Source organism: Streptomyces sp. NBC_01006 (assembly GCF_045162725.1).
GTDB lineage: Bacteria > Actinomycetota > Actinomycetes > Streptomycetales > Streptomycetaceae > Streptomyces.
On sequence record NZ_CP108700.1, the window covers coordinates 1,017,373 to 1,032,605 of the forward strand.

Annotated in this window: 11 protein-coding genes; 9 read left to right on the forward strand and 2 right to left on the reverse strand. The window is 70.8% G+C overall.

Annotated elements, in window-relative coordinates:
• Positions 1-15: 15 nt before the first annotated feature.
• Complete coding sequence (locus OG509_RS04580; protein ID WP_406180322.1) at positions 16-2,292, reverse strand: HelD family protein; 2,277 nt, start codon at positions 2,290-2,292, stop codon at positions 16-18.
• Positions 2,293-3,072: 780 nt separating this feature from the next.
• Between OG509_RS04580 and OG509_RS04585 the strand changes: the two genes are divergently transcribed.
• The 9 genes from OG509_RS04585 to OG509_RS04625 all read left to right on the forward strand — a co-directional run bounded on the left by OG509_RS04585 (position 3,073) and on the right by OG509_RS04625 (position 14,262).
• Complete coding sequence (locus OG509_RS04585; protein WP_406180324.1) at positions 3,073-7,368, forward strand: FG-GAP-like repeat-containing protein; 4,296 nt, start codon at positions 3,073-3,075, stop codon at positions 7,366-7,368.
• A gap of 135 nt (positions 7,369-7,503) precedes the next feature.
• The gene (locus OG509_RS04590) at positions 7,504-8,211 is read left to right on the forward strand and encodes an aspartate/glutamate racemase family protein (protein ID WP_406180325.1); all 708 of its coding nucleotides are present in this window, start codon (positions 7,504-7,506) and stop codon (positions 8,209-8,211) included.
• 78 nt (positions 8,212-8,289) lie between these two features.
• On the forward strand, positions 8,290-8,652 hold the full coding sequence (locus tag OG509_RS04595) for a hypothetical protein (RefSeq protein WP_406180326.1): 363 nt from the start codon (positions 8,290-8,292) through the stop codon (positions 8,650-8,652).
• Between the two features lie 42 nt (positions 8,653-8,694).
• Complete coding sequence (locus OG509_RS04600) at positions 8,695-9,465, forward strand: hypothetical protein (RefSeq protein WP_406180328.1); 771 nt, start codon at positions 8,695-8,697, stop codon at positions 9,463-9,465.
• A gap of 90 nt (positions 9,466-9,555) precedes the next feature.
• The gene (locus OG509_RS04605; RefSeq protein ID WP_406180330.1) at positions 9,556-11,574 is read left to right on the forward strand and encodes a hypothetical protein; all 2,019 of its coding nucleotides are present in this window, start codon (positions 9,556-9,558) and stop codon (positions 11,572-11,574) included.
• A gap of 64 nt (positions 11,575-11,638) precedes the next feature.
• Positions 11,639-12,829 carry a low temperature requirement protein A gene (locus OG509_RS04610; RefSeq protein ID WP_406180331.1) on the forward strand — a complete coding sequence of 397 codons (1,191 nt, stop codon included), beginning with the start codon at positions 11,639-11,641 and terminating at the stop codon, positions 12,827-12,829.
• 38 nt (positions 12,830-12,867) lie between these two features.
• Positions 12,868-13,287, forward strand: coding sequence for a hypothetical protein (locus OG509_RS04615; protein ID WP_406180333.1), 420 nt, complete (start codon positions 12,868-12,870; stop codon positions 13,285-13,287).
• 42 nt (positions 13,288-13,329) lie between these two features.
• The gene (locus OG509_RS04620) at positions 13,330-13,983 is read left to right on the forward strand and encodes a toxin glutamine deamidase domain-containing protein (protein ID WP_406180335.1); all 654 of its coding nucleotides are present in this window, start codon (positions 13,330-13,332) and stop codon (positions 13,981-13,983) included.
• 39 nt (positions 13,984-14,022) lie between these two features.
• Entirely contained in the window at positions 14,023-14,262 is a 240-nt protein-coding gene (locus OG509_RS04625) for a YrhB domain-containing protein (RefSeq protein ID WP_406180337.1), read from the forward strand.
• Here OG509_RS04625 and OG509_RS04630 read toward each other — a convergent pair.
• The gene (locus tag OG509_RS04630) at positions 14,232-15,140 is read right to left on the reverse strand and encodes a GlxA family transcriptional regulator (protein ID WP_406187462.1); all 909 of its coding nucleotides are present in this window, start codon (positions 15,138-15,140) and stop codon (positions 14,232-14,234) included. The two genes, OG509_RS04625 and OG509_RS04630, sit on opposite strands and share 31 nt — an antisense overlap.
• Between the last annotated feature and the right edge of the window lie 93 nt (positions 15,141-15,233).

Here is a 15,233-nt window from a genome sequence, read left to right on the forward strand (position 1 = left end):
CGCCCGCGGCCCCGCTTACGGCTGCTCGGCCAGCCCCTCCGGCAGCCGGCCCGTGTGCACCACCCCGAGGGTCTGCGTGGCCCGGGTCAGGGCGACGTACAGGTCGCTCGGCTCGTGGTCCGCCGGCTCCACGACGATCACCGAGTCGAACTCCAGCCCCTTGGCCTGGCGCGGGTCCAGCAGGACGACCGTACGGGTCAGGTCCGGCTCCTCCCCCGCCCGTACGCCGGGCAGCGCGGCCGCCAGCGCCGCGTGCAGCGGGCGCGGCGCGATCACCGCCAGCCGGCCGCCCCGCCCCTCGGCCGGAGAGCCTTCGCGCACCGCGTCCGCGACCGCGGCGGCGAGGTCGTCCGTCGCCCGGACCCAGGGCCGCTGACCCGTGGACCGTACCGAGCTCGGCGGCTCGAATCCGGGGTGGCGGGCCCGGAGCACGGCGGCCGCGAGGTCCATGATCTCGGCGGGCGTACGGTAGTTGACGCCGAGGCGCACCAGCTCGAAGCGGTCACCGACGTACGGGTCCAGGATCCGCTTCCACGATCCGCAGCCGGCCTCGTCGCCGGTCTGGGCCGGGTCGCCCACCAGCGTCATGGACCGGGTGGGACAGCGCCGCATCAGCAACCGCCAGGCCATCTCGGACAGTTCCTGCGCCTCATCCACGATGACGTGCCCGAAGGCCCAGGTCCGGTCGGCGGCGGCCCGCTCGGCCGCACTGCGGTGGTCGGCCTCCTCCTGCCGCTCCGCCATCCGCTCGGCGTCGATGATGTCGTGCGCGGCGAGGAACTCGTTCTCCATGTCCTCGAACTCGTACGACTCGGACCCCTGCGACAGGTCCAGGACGCCCTGGGCGTAGGCGATGCGCTCCTGCCGTTCGCGCTCCTCGGCGGCGCGCTGCGCGCTGTCGTCGAAGCCGAGGAGCTCGGCGGCCTCGTCGAGCAGCGGGATGTCGGCGGGTGTCCAGTCGTCCGTCGTGCGCCGGATCAACCCGGCCTCGTGGGCGGGGAGATGGGTGGGGTCCGCGAGGAAGTCGGCGATGAGCTGCCGGGGGGTGAGGGGCGGCCAGAGGCTGTCGATCGCGGCGTGCACCTCGCCGCTGGTCGCGATCTCCTTGCCGAGCTGCGCGATGTCGTCGGCGCCCAGCAGGTTGGGGCCGCCGTACGGGTCGGCGCCGAGCCGGTCGGCGAGCTGCTCCGTGAGGGAGTCGATGACGCGGAACGCGAAGTACGGGCGGGCCAGGTTGTGCGGCAGCCCGGTGGCGCGGGCCCGGTCCCGGGCCTCGTACGCCATGGTCCGGTCGAGCCGCAGGGTGCCGTAGTCGTCGTGGTCGATCTCCAGGGCCGGCTCCGGGAGCACGGCGCTGTCCTCGCCGCTGCCGGCGGGGACGGTCTCCGGCAGCGCCTGCCGGTCGCGTACGACGCGTGCGAGGACGTCGGCCATCTCGGCGCGGCCCTTCACGGCGGCGGCGCCGGGCCGGTCGGTGCCGGTCGCCCGGATGCCGGGGAACAGCTCGCCGAGGGTGGAGAGCAGGACGCCGGTCTCACCGAGGGAGGGCAGCACCCCGCCGATGTAGCCGAGGAACGCCGGGTTGGGTCCGACGATCAGCACGCCGCGCTTGGCGAGCAGCTCGCGGTGGGCGTAGAGGAGGTAGGCGGCCCGGTGCAGGGCGACGGCCGTCTTCCCGGTTCCGGGACCGCCCTCCACCACCAGTACGCCCTGGTGGGGCGAGCGGATGATGCGGTCCTGCTCGGCCTGGATGGTCTGGACGATGTCGTGCATGCGGCCGGTGCGGGCGGCGTCGAGCGCGGCGAGCAGCACGGCGTCGGCGTCCGCCCCTTCGTGGCCGGTGCGCTCGGTGTCGGCGAGGTCGAGGATCTCGTCGTGCAGGGCCGTGACCTCGCGGCCGCGGGTGGTGATGTGTCGGCGCCGGCGCAGGCCCATGGGGAAATGCCCCGTGGCGAGGTAGAACGGGCGGGCCACCTCGGCCCGCCAGTCGAGGACGAGGGGGGTGCGGTCCGCGTCGTCCTGCCTGATTCCGATACGGCCAATGTGGTGGTCCTGTCCGTCGGAGAACTCCAGGCGACCGAAACACAGACCGTTCTCGCCCGCGTTCAGCGCGGAAAGCAGACCGGACTGCTCGGCGACGACCACGTCCCGCTCCAGCCGCGCCTGAAACCCGGTCCCCGCCCCGGACAGAGCCTGTTGCACGGACCGTTCGGCCTGGTCGCGCAGGTCGTCCAGGCGCGCATAGAGCTCGTCGATGAATTGCTGCTCATTACGGAATTCCACGGTTGACAATGCCACTCCCGACCCGATACGGTGTCCTCGTAAAGCTTTTTCATGCCCTGTCCGTCAATCAAGGCGTGAAACATCAAATATACGCTGACGAATACCCCGGCCGTCAATTGGTCCGGGGTATTTCTGTATCGCGGCGCCCCCGCCCCGCACATCGAACAGGTGAGCGAGCCGAGCGGCCGGATGTCACCCGGACGGCTCACCCATCAGGCTTTCGGCGCCACGCCCTGCTTTGGTGGAGACACGGAGCTGTCCACCACATGGAGCACTCTCATGTATGAAATGCAGGTCGGTGAGGCGGCCACAGGGCCTGGCCTCGTATGGCACGTCGTCGCCCGTGATCGCCGGGCCACCCTGTGCGGCCGCCCCCTCCAGCCGGGAGGCAACGCCGAAACAGACCACCACTGCATGCCGTGCATGACGGCCTTCCAAAACGTCATGCGCGAGGGCTCCGCGGAGTCCTGACAGTTGGGGGTGATCAACCACTGAGCCACGACCTTCCGCCGCCGGCGCCCGGAACACCCGGGCATCGGCGGCGGAAGCATCGGGTCCACCCCACTTCATGTTGGATCTTGCAGAAGATACCGGTCACTTCGGGTAAGCGGGACATAAAAACCGCAGGTCAGAGCAGTGGTGGCGTCGATATCCGAGTAGAGTTCCCTCGAATATCTGCCACCAGGAGTTTGCGTGTCGATAAGAATCACCCCCGCCAGGAGACCTGACGGGCGCAGTATTTCGCGGCTTGTTTCCGTGGCTCTGGTCACCGGAATAGTCGCTTCCGGTTTGAGTGTCCTGTACCCCTCGCAGACCGCTTCCGCGGCCGTGTCCGATCCCGTCGCCGACGGCTCGATGAGCGCGAAGGACTTCGCTCTCGCCAAGGCCAAGGAGACCGGCCAGCCCTACGAGCTGACCTCTGCCCGGACCGAGTCCTCCGACACGTGGGCCCTGCCCACGGGCAAGTGGTCGGTCAACCGGCACGGCACGACCGTGCGCGTCCTGCGCGCAGGCGTGTGGGTCCCGACCGACCCCACCTTGCAGTTCGCTCCCGACGGACGGGTCACCCCCAAGGCATCCGCGGTCTCCGTCACCTTCTCCGGCGGCGGAACCGGCGCACTGCTCAGCGGCGTCCGCGACGGCCGGACCCTCTCCCTGACCTGGCCCAGGGCACTGCCCAAGCCCACCCTCGCCGGGAACGTCGCCACCTACGCCAACGTCCTGCCCGACGTGGACCTCCAGCTGAAGGCCGAAGTCGAGGGCTTCTCCCAGCTCCTGGTCGTCAAGACCCCCGCCGCGGCCCAGCACCCCGACCTCGCGACACTCAAGTTCAAGCTCGACACCGTCGGCCTGAACGTCTCCACCGACGCGACGACCGGCCTCATCAACGCGGTCAACCCCGCCGGACAGAGCGTCTTCACCGCCTCCACCCCCATGATGTGGGACTCCACCACCACCGGCGGCGGCGGCACCTCACTCCTGAAGTCCAAGACCGCCGCCCCCCGCATGCTCGCCGCCGCCGGTTCCGGTGAGAGCGAACCCGCACCCGCCGACGCGTTCGTGCCGCCCTCAGGGGCCAAGGACGCCCAGATGCCCACCACCGTGACCGGCGGAAACCTGGAGATCAAACCCGACCAGGCCCTCCTGACCGGCACGGCAACCAAGTACCCCGTCTACATCGACCCCTCCGTCGCCTGGGGCGAACGCCAGAACTGGGCCTGGGCCTACCGCAGCTGGCCCAACAACTCCTACTGGAACACCAAGCAGGACGTCCGCGTCGGCTACGAGAGCGAGACGAACGGGCTCTCCCGCTCCTTCTTCCAGCTCGACACCTCCAACCTCAAGGGGGTGCAAGTCGGCAAGTCGACGTTCCGTATCCGCGAGACCTGGTCCTGGTCGTGCACGGCGACTCCGGTCGAGTTGTGGAGCACGGGGGCGATCTCGCCGAAGACGACCTGGAACAACCAGCCCGGCAAGGGCCGCAGGCTCGACACCGTCGCGGCGGCCAAGGGCCGCGCCGAATGCGGAGCGGGCAACCTCGAGTTCAAGGCGGATGACCTCGTCAAGGAAGCCGCGACCAAGGGCTGGTCTTCGATCACCCTGGGCCTCTACGCGTCGAACGAGAGCGACGTGTACCAGTGGAAGCGCTTCGACCCGAAGACGATCACCCTGGAGACCGAGTACAACAACCCGCCGGACGCCCCCTCCGCGCTCGGTACGTCCCCCTCCACCTCCTGCACCAACGGCGGTGCGATCGGCAACACCCGCGTCGGGCTCCACGCCACCTTCTCCGACCGTGACGCCGGCAACCTGAGCGCCGAGTACCAGGTCTTCAAGACCGGCCAGAGCACCCCGACAGCCACCCAGACCCTGCCCGCCAACAACGGCAAGGTCACCACCTGGAGCGTCCCCGACGACAAACTCCCGGGCGGCGACTACACCTGGCGCGTGCGCACCACCGACCAGGACAACGCCACCTCCGCGTGGTCGCAGAGCTGCAAGTTCTCCGTCGACCGCAACCGGCCCAGCAAGCCCCCGGTCATCAGCTCCACCCAGTTCCCCGACGGCAGGAACGGCTGGCCCGCCACCACCGGCAAGGCCCGCACCCCCGGCACCTTCACCTTCAACGCCAACGGCGTCACCGACGCGAAGGAGATCGTGTACTGGACCGACTCCGAGCCCAGCGTGCGCACGATCGCGCCCGGCACGAACGCTTCCATCACGCCGCCCGGATACGGTCCCCGGTTCGTCTACGCCTACACCGTGGACTCGGCCGGCAACCGCTCGGACACCGCCAGCTACCTCTACTACGCGTCCCGCTCCTCGCTCCAGGACGGTCCCGGCGACCTCAACGGCGACGGAAACCGCGACATCTGGACCATCGACTCCAACGGCACCCTCCTCACCTACGCGGGGCAGGGCAACGGCAAGTTCTCCGCCGCGACCAACGGCGGGATGAGCTTCACCGGCGCCCAGATCGCCTCCCAGGGCGACTGGGACGGTGACGGGTACAACGACCTCGTCGCCCTCCAGCAGCCCTCCGGTATGACCGCCAAGAAGCTCTGGACCTACGCCAACAACGGGCAGGGCACTGCCGTCAGCAACCCCGTCGAGCTCACCGTCGCCTGCCCGGTCAAGGACCCCGGCATGGGCTGCGACTACGGCGACGACTGGAACGGGGACGACCACTGGTACAACGCCGAACAGATCATCGCCCCCGGCGACCTCAACGGCGACGGCCAGCCCGACCTCCTGGTCAAGCAGGGCAAGCAGCTCTGGGCCTACTACGCGAGCGTCTTCGGGACCCTCGACAGCAACGGCCAGCCCGTACTCGTCGGCAACGGCGACTGGGACAAGTTCACCGTCATCGCTCCGGGCGACCTCAACGGCGACAACATCCCCGACCTCTGGCTGCGTGATGACGCGAACGGAGACGTGTTCCGGTCGTACGGCAAGAAGGGCCCCGACGGCTATGTGGACCCGACCACCTGGGGGGACACCGCCGGCCGTGTGAAGATCGGCAGTGGAGTGACCGCTGCCGCGTTTCCGACCGTGGGCTCGGTGGGCGACGTCACGGGTGACGCCTTCACCGACCTGTGGGCGCGCAAGAGCGACAACACCGTGGTCGGCTGGCCCGGAAAGACGCCCGCGGCGGACAACGTGTCCTTCGCCCCTCCCTTCACCATCGACGGCATCACCGGCGGCTCCCGCATCCCGGCGGGCACGGTACTGGCCTCGGGCCAGTCGCTGTTGTCGAATGCGGCGAAGCTGACGATGCAGAGCGACGGCAACCTCGTCGTCACCTCGCGCGCGGGCCAGGCCCTGTGGTCCTCCAAGACCGCCGGCAACGCGGGGGCCACGGCCACGATGCGCGGCGACGGCAACCTGGTGGTCTACAAGGCCGACGGCGCGAGCGTGCTCTGGGAGTCGAAGACCAACGCGCCCGAGGGCTACGCGCTCCTCGCGGACAGCGGTGACCTGATGGTCTTCAACGCACGGAGCCAGTCCCTGTGGTCCAGTGGCAGCTCGATCCGCCACGACTACACCAAGGACGGCCGCAGCGACATGGCCGACTGGTACGACTTCGGCGACGGCAGCGACGGAATGCACACGTTCGCGCCGACGTCCGACGGCACGTTCCAGACGCCGAAGGGCGCCTGGGCGGTCGCGGCGGGGAACTACTACGCGCCCAACATGAAGCGCGTCACCGGCGACTTCAACGGTGACGGGATCGGCGACGCCGCGGCGGTCTACGGCTATTCCGACGGCGTCGTGACCCTGTACACCTGGACCGGCAAGGGCGACGGCTCCTTCAACGACCCGTTCAAGTCCTGGAGCGTCTCGCCCGGCGAGTGGACGTTCAGCCGGATGACGCCGTACAGCGGCGACTTCAACGGCGACGGCCGCGACGACGTGGCCGTCTGGTACGACGCCTTCGACGGGGACGACACCCTCTGGACCTTCACCAGCACGGTCCACGGCGCGTTCAACCAGCCGGTCGCCTACTGGCACGGGTACAACAGCTGGGACCAGTCCCGCTCCAAGGCCGTCACCGGTGACTTCAACGGCGACGGCCGGGACGATCTCGCCGCCCTCTACGGCTACTCGGACGGCAGCCAGAAGATCTGGACGTTCAGCGCCACCGCGGACGCCAAGTTCACTCCCCTCTCCTCGTGGAGCTCGACCACCGCACCGGCGGACTGGTCCCGTACGTCGCTGCACGCGGGCGACTTCAACGGCGACGGGCGCGACGACCTCGCGGCCTGGTACGACCATGCGGACGGCCACGACAGCGTCAACGTCTTCCCGAGCAGCGCGAACGGCACCTTCGCCTCGACCTACGAGGCGTGGAGCGTGGCGGCCGGTCACATCCACCGGCCCAACATGAAGGTGGTCACCGGCGACTACAACGGTGACGGACGCGACGACTTCGGCGCCTTCTACGGCTACGACGACGGCAGCGTCAAGGCGTACACCTGGACGACCAAGGCGGACGGCAAGCTGAACGACTCGGTGGGTGGCTGGTCGGCGCCCGCCGGGCAGTGGACCCGCGACCGCGTGCAGTTCCTGGAGCAGCAGAACTGACGCGTCCGACGGATCCGCCCCACGGCGGATGACAGCAGTCACTCAGCGGCGGCCCGGGGTCAACACACCCCGGGCCGCCGTACGAGCAAATCAAAGCAATACTTATACAAATTCCGTCTGATACCTTCCACGCTTATGAAGACGATCGGACTGCTCGGAGGAATGAGCTGGGAGTCGACCGCCCAGTACTACCGGCTGCTGAACGAGCTCACCCGCGACCGGCTCGGGGGGCTGCATTCGGCCCGCTGCGTGCTGTACTCCGTGGACTTCGCGGAGATCGAGCAGCTCCAGACCGAGGGGCGGTGGGCCGAGGCCGGCGAGGTGTTGGCGGCGGCCGCCCAGCGGCTGGAAGCGGCCGGTGCGGATCTCGTCCTCATCTGCACCAACACCATGCACAAGGTCGCCGACCGGGTCCAGGCCGGCATCTCGGTGCCGCTGCTGCACCTCGCCGATGCCACCGCCGGCGCCGTGAAGGCGGCGGGGCTGACGCGCGTCGGCCTGTTGGGCACCGCGTTCACGATGGAGCAGGAGTTCTACCGGGGCCGACTCTCCGCGAGCGGGCTGGAGGTGTGCGTCCCGGACGCCGAGGGGCGCGCGCTCGTGCACCGGGTGATCTACGACGAGCTGTGCCTGGGCATCGTCCGCGAGGAGTCGCGCGCCGCCTACCAGCACGTCATCGAGGAGCTCGTGGCCGGCGGCGCCCAGGGGATCATCCTCGGCTGCACCGAGATCGAGCTGCTCATCGGCGCCGGGGACAGCCCCGTACCCGTCTTCCCCACCGCGCGGATCCACGCCGAAGCCGCGGTCGACGCGGCTCTGTCGACGCATCCGCACATGGCTTGAATCCATCGGTGCTCGGAATCGAGCGGTCCGCCCCGTGCCATCATTCGGCGCTATCAAGCCAACCGAGGGGGGGTAGGCGTGGCCATCGAGAACTGGCAGCAGGCCGCCGTGGCCGTGGTCGTCGTGCTGGTGCTGGGCCTCGTCCTGTGGTCCATGCGGCACCGGATCAAGAAGCTGCGGGTGCGGCTGTGGGGCGTCGCCGTCGAGGCCGTCCCGGAGCCGGACCCGGGCCAGCAGGACGTGCACACGAAGCGCTCCAAGATCCTGAAGTCCCTGGTCAGCACGGTCAAGGGCGCGAAGGTCGGGCTCGTGGACACCAAGGTGGAGGACAGCTGGATCGTCGTGCGCAAGGACGGCGACCCCGAGCCCGACACCGGAACGGGGCCGGGAACGGGGACGGGGACGGGACCTGGCAGCGGCGGCGGGCAGCCCAGCAGCTGATCCGGTCGGCAGCGCTCAGGGGACTTCCGGGGGGAAGAAAGCGTGCACGTAGACCGCGCGCGGGAACTGGCGGACGCCGCCCGCGTGATCAGCGACGGCGCCTCGCACCGGGCTCTCTTCTTCGAGGGCGACGAGGGAATCGGCAAGACCGCTCTGCTCATCGAGCTTCACCGGCGGCACGGTGACAGCACGGTCTGCCACGTCGACCTCGCCACCACCTGGGCGGCGTTCGACGTACTGAACCACATATACCGGCAGGCATCCGGGCAGGGCATCCGCATGGACTCCTTCCGCGCGCTCAAGCAGCGCTACGGTGAGGTGCCGACGGTGAACTTCCACGGGATGTCGATGGACCGTTCGCACCTCGACATCGCCCTGAGCGTCAACGCCGACCGCGAGACCCAGAACTCGGCCATGAGCGACGAACTCGTCGCGCGCCTGGCCGAGTCGGCGACCGGCTCCGGCTCCGGCTCCGGCTCCGGCTCCGGCCCGATCGTGGTCCTGGACGGCTTCGACCGCTGCGAGCCCCCGCTGCAGAGCTGGATCAGCACCAGCTTCCTGCCGGACCTGCTGGCCACCCGCCGCATCACCGTCTTCCTCGCCGGGCGGAGCGTCCCCAGCCTCTCGCACCCCTACGCCGGCGCCGTCCGCAACCTGATCCTGCCTCCGTTCGACGCCGCGACCGTCCAGGAGTGGATCGACCTGGTCGGCATCGAAGAGCTCAAGGGGTCCGCCGAGGAGTTGTGCAGCAGACTGGACGGGCTGCCTTCGGCGATCTCGGAGTTCCTGTCCCACTTCACCCGGGAGGGCTGACCTCTGGACACGGACCTCGTCCTGCGCCGCATCCGCGGCACGTTCTCCGCGCTGCCGCCCGCCCGGCGCTCGCTGCTCGAACACCTCTGCGTGTACGACTGGTTCGATCCGGACATCGTCGAGTACACCGCCGATGCGCTCGGGGTCCCGGCCGACAGCGCGCCGCTGGTGCGGCTGCCCGTGATCGAACCCCGCCCGATGGCGGCGACCGAGGAGTTCCGGCTGCGGCCCCTGCTGCGCAAGGACCTCCTCGACCGGCTCGGCGTGGAGGAGGACGCGACGCTCAGACGCGCGCACCGGCTGGCCGCCGCGTACTACTACCAGCCGCTCGACCCGTTCAACACCGACAGGATCGGCTGGTACGTCGAGCAGGTCCGCCACCTGGCCTGTTCCAATCCGGACCGGGCCCTCAACCGGCTGGCGGCCGTCTCCCACACGGCCCTGCTCGCAGGCCATCCGGAGGCGGCGAGCCGCGCGGCGGCCGCGGCGCTCAAGTCGGGGGCGGACACCCGCGAGCTGACCCTGCTGGCGGAGATCGTACGGTCCGTCTCGCTGATCCTGGCCACCCAGACGGAGGTCGACGGCCGGGCGATCGTACGGCTGGACGGGCTGCTGGCCGGTTCCCGGCCCCCGCGGGACCTGGCCGCCGCGCGGATCGGCCGGCTCGCCCGCGACCTGGTCACGTACTACAGCGAACGCCAGGCCCCCGCCCCGACCCTGACGGCGGCGCTGGCGCTGGAGGCCGGGCGGGGCTGGGAGCGGCGGGGCATGCCTGAGGTGTCCGCGAGCCTGTCCGTCGCGGAGGAGTTCGCGCACTTCCCGCACACCGTCATGCGCCGCGACCACATGGTCGAGGTGATCGGCCGGCGCAAGGCGCACCACTCGGTCACCTCGACGCTGCACGCCTCCGGTATCCAGAACACCCGCGCGGTGATCGACATCTTCCCCTGGAACTACGGCGAGACGCTGGACAAGCTCGACATCCGCGACGCGAACGGCGGAGTGGTTTCCTCGCTGAAGCAGGTCGAGGTGCAGTCGTACATCGCGAACGCGGTCTCGTACTGGCTCGCGGACGACAGCGGGGACGACGGCGACACCGGCCCTGACCGTACCGGCGACGGCGACGGCGACGGCGGACGCGGCCGCGATCGCGGTCGCGGCATCGAGGTGCGCGCCTCGCACCGGGAGATCTCCGCCGCCCTCAGCTCCGCCGTGCAGAGCCGCCAGCACGAGGCCGTCGCGACGCTGCTGGAGACGGCGATGGAGGTCACGGGCGGCGAGTTGGGCGCGCGGATCCGCGCGGCCACCCGCTACCTCCCGCTGGTCGCCGAGTTGGACACCGCGTACGGCACCTCCCCGCGGCTGCACTACGGCTACGACGGCAAGTGCGTCCTGCGTCGCCACGGGCTGCTCGGCGTATCGGCGGAGCTGGACCTCTGCCTGCCGACGGAAGCCCGCAACCAGCTGGCCGTCCCCACGCCCGAAGGGGTCGAACTGGCCGGCATCGGGATGTCCGACCCGCGGTGGGCCGTCGAACCGGTCGTCGCCCCGTCCGACTGGGAGGACGAGGGCCCGCAAGGGCTCCCGGAGCAGTTCGTCGTCCGCTTCGGGGACTCCGCGGAGGTCGACGGGCCCTCCGGCGAGCCCGCCCATCGGGTCGGACGCACCACGCTCCGGCTGTACTACGTACCGCGCCGCAAGGACGTCCGCCGCGTCACCTGGGTCAACCTGCTCTGCCTGCTCGTCTGCCTGGCCGCGACGATCCTGGAGCTCTTCGTGGAGTACGCCGAGTGGTCCGGTGTGATCCCCATCGCCGTGGTCATGGCCAGCCTCCTGGAACAGATCCAGACCCGGCGTCAGCATCCCTCCGGCAGCGCCGAGGTTCTGCACACCTACGCGAGCCGCCGGCTCAACCTGATCAACGCCACGGGCATGGTCGCCGCCCTGCTGGCGACCTCCGCCCTCTCGGTGGGCACTCCGGCGGTGTCCCTGTCGCTCACCATCTCCTGCCTCGTCGTATGTCTCGTCTCCACCGCCGTGCTGCTCGCTTCCGCCGCCGGACGCCGGCACCCCCTGGAGGCCCGTGCCGCGTCGCACGCCCTCGACTAGTCATACCGTGATGTCATACGGGGAAGCAGGCCGCGAGGGCGGCGGAACGGACCCGGGCGGACGCATGAGCACACCCCAGTCGGGCGCGGAGGCGGACAACGCCGGTCACCCGGAGGAGGGGCGGCACGCCGACTGGCTCGAACTCTTCCTCGACCTCGTCTTCGTCGCACTCGCCTCCCAGCTCGCCCACCAACTGCACGGCGATCCGAGCCTGCGCGACTTCGCCGTGTTCCTGGGGCTCTACTTCCCGCCGTGGTGGCTGTGGATCAACCTGATGGTCTCGGCGAACCTCTTCGTCGACAACAGCCCCCGCCGCCGGCTGCTCATGCTGTCCGCCATGCTCTGCATCGCCGTCATGGCCTGCGCCGTGCCCGAGGCCGACACCGACCGCGGCTCCGTCTACGCCCTCGGGTACGCCGGCACCCGTCTGGTGCTGCTCGGGCTGTGGTGGCCGGCCACCAAGTACCCCGAACCCCTGCGCGTCCCGCGCTGGCGCCCGCTGAGCTACTGCCTGGCCTCGGGCCTGCTCTGGGCCGGCTCCGCCGCGGTGCCCGCGCCCTGGCAGTACGTCATGTGGGCGGTGCTCATCGCCGCCGAGATGGCGCTGCTGCTCAGCGCGCGCGGCCGCGGGCTGCCCGCCCGGCTGGACACCGGGCACATCGTCGAGCGGGTCGGCCTCTTCGTCATCATCGTGCTCGGCGAGTCCGTCATCGCGCTGGTGACCTCCGCCGACCACACGTGGACCCTGCGGGCCGGGGTCGTCGGCGTCCTCGGCTTCGTGCTCCTCGCCGCGCTCTGGTGGTCGTACTTCGACTTCGGCTCGACCTCTGCCGAGCTGATGCTCGCCAGGGCCGACGACCGCCAGGCCTATCTGCTCGCCCGCGACGTAGGTGGCTTCCTGCACTTCTTCGTGACCGCGGGCGTCCTGTGCATGGCGGCCGGGCTGGCCACCGCCGTCGAAGAGGCCGACCACGCCCGTCTGCCGACCGGCGCGGTGTGGGTCCTGGCCGGCGGCCTGGCCATGTACCACGCGGCCCACGCCGCCATCGCGCTGCGCTACGGCCGCCCGCCGGCAAGCGTCGCCGTCTGGGCCGTTCCGGGCATCGGCATCCCCTTGCTGGTCGTCTGGGGCGCCGGACACCTCGCCCCCTGGCTGGTCGTCCTGCTCCTGGCCGCCGAGGCGATCGCACACCTCTTCTACGCGCGGGGGCTCCAGCGCCACCGCCTCGCGGCAGCGGGCGCACCCCGGCCCTGACCGGCCGCAACCCCTCAGGACCGCACGGAGTGGTCTTCTTGGACGGCCGGACCGGGACGCCGGCCGAACCGGAGACGTACGACATCAGCGAGATCGCCCATGTCCCCTACCGCCAACCCCGTCAGGACACAGCAATGCTCACGTTGAACGAGGCCCTGGAAGCGGCGCGGACGCATCTCGAAGGGGCGTACGCCCACGAACCCCGGACGATCGTCTTGCAGCCGGAGCTGTCCGGAGAGGACCCGCTCGCCTGGATCATCCGTTACGAAGCACGGCCGGGCCCCGGGGCGGCGGGTTCGCCGGCCGCTGCGCTGACGAGCGTGGTGCTCGTGCCCAAGGACGGCTCCGCCGTGCGGTTCCCGCCGTCGCACCTGCCCCTGGACGAGTACTTCGCCTACGTACGGCACGGCGGCTGGGCGAGCGCCGCCCTGGCCAGGACGGTGAAGGCCGAACCGTGACAGACGGCCCTGCAGTGGCTTCTGACCACCTATCGCGGCCTGGTGGAGCTGGTCGCGATCGAGCCCGTGGCCGAGGACGCCGGGACCTGGCTGTTCGCCTGTCGGACCACCAAGCAGCCGGGGTATCCGCGGACGCCGATGCTGACCGCTTCGCTGGTCGTGCCCAAGGACCTCGGAACGCCCTTCCATCCGGCGGCCGACGATCCGTGGCGGGACGCCGCGGCCTACACGCAGGACCCCGTGGAGCGCGACCCCGAGGCTCAGGCGCGGCGCCTGAACGCGCGCGGATGCGTGGTCACCATGGCGGCGGCGATCGGCGGGACGCCCTCCTGCCCGTTGCCGTGGCAGCCGGCGCACGAGGCTCCGGGATGGTGGGAGCTGCTGCTGCGGCGCTACTTCCCCGGCGCCGAACAGCTGCGCTGCGAAAGCTGGGACGAAGTCATCGAGCGCGCGGAGCAGACCGGTCCGGACACCCAGGGCGTGGTCTGGGTGCGGCGGGCCCTGGGCGGGGCGGAGGTCAGCGGCCATCTGCTGTACGCGCACAACAACGGCGGATCCGTGGTGTTCTTCGACGGGATGACCGGCGGACTGGCCCGCCTGGACAGGGCCGGGCTGCTGGAACTGGTCTTCGCGCGGGTGCGCCCCGGTGGCGCGGAGCGGGCCGACGACCTGGAGGCCGCCCGGCACAAGGCCTAGGGGTGGCTGCGCCGCACGTACGGGGAGCCCGTCGAGCTGGTGTCGCCCGACGCGGCGGACGAGCCGGCCCGCGGATGGCTGTTCGCGTGCCGGACCTCGGCCGCGCTGCGGAGCGGGGACTGGAGGCAAGCGATGTTCGACGGCGCGGTGGTGGTGCCCAAGGACCGGCGGGAGCCGTTCCTGTTGCCGAATTCCGGCCCGTGCTGCCGCCCGGGGCCGCACGTCCCGGGTGGGGGCCCGTCCCGTTCCTACGTGGTGCGGGTGAAGGCGCTGCGGTAGGCGCGGGGTGGGATTCCGCGGCGGCGTACGAACTGTTCGCGCAGTACCGCGGCGCTGCCGTAGCCGACCTGGCGGGCGATCTCCTCGACGGGGAGGTCGGTGGCCTCCAGGAGTTCCTCGGCTCTGCTCAGGCGCAGGCTCCGCAGCCAGGCGTGCGGGGTGGTGCCGGTGGCGGCGGTGAAGCGGCGGGCGAAGGACCGTTTGCTCATCATCGCGCGGCGGGCCAGTTCCGTGACGGGCAGCGGCTCGTGGAGGTGTGCGCGGGCCCAGCCGAGGACGGCCGCGAGCCGCTCGTCCTGTCCGTTCTCGGGGACGGGTGCGGCGAGGTACTGGGCTTGGCCGCCGTCGCGGTGCGCGGGCAGCACCATGTCCCGGGCGATGCCGTTGGCCAGTGCCGCACCGTGTTCCCGCCGCAGCAGGTGCAGGCACAGGTCGAAGCCGGCCGCGGCTCCCGCGCCCGTGACGATGTCGCCTTCGTCGATGTAGAGGGCGTCGGGCTCCACCGTGACCCGCGGGTGGCGGCCGGCGAGGAGTTCCGCGAACCGCCAGTGGGTGGTCGCCCGCCGGCCGTCGAGGAGTCCGGCCGCGGCGAGCGCGAACGTGCCCACGCAATGGGCAGCGACGACGGCCCCGCGCCCGTGTCCGGCCCTGAGTGCGTCGAGTACCGCGGGAGCGGGCGGGGTACGGAAGTCCGCGCCGGGCAGGACGAGCAGCAGATCGGCTTCGGCGAGCCGGTCCAGGCCGTGCGCGACGGACAGCGGCACACCGCAGTCCGTGGCCACCGGTCCGGGCCGGTCGGCGCACAGGGCGAAGTCGAAGCCGGGCAGCGCGGCTCCGTGGGGGCCGAACACCTCGCAGACGATGCCGGCGGCGAGCATGCCGACGCCGGGAGGGGCGTACGCGGCGACGGTCTTGAAAGGAGGCACGCGCGCAGTCTGGCACACGGCTGGCACGAATCCTGCGATCAGAGG

Excerpts from the sequence above, each read along its gene's own strand:
- OG509_RS04590 (WP_406180325.1), top strand. The coding sequence starts at position 7,504 with ATGAAGACGATCGGACTGCTCGGAGGAATGAGCTGGGAGTCGACCGCC.
- OG509_RS04610 (WP_406180331.1), top strand. The coding sequence starts at position 11,639 with ATGAGCACACCCCAGTCGGGCGCGGAGGCGGACAACGCCGGTCACCCG.
- OG509_RS04630 (WP_406187462.1), bottom strand. The coding sequence starts at position 15,140 with ATGCTCGCCGCCGGCATCGTCTGCGAGGTGTTCGGCCCCCACGGAGCC.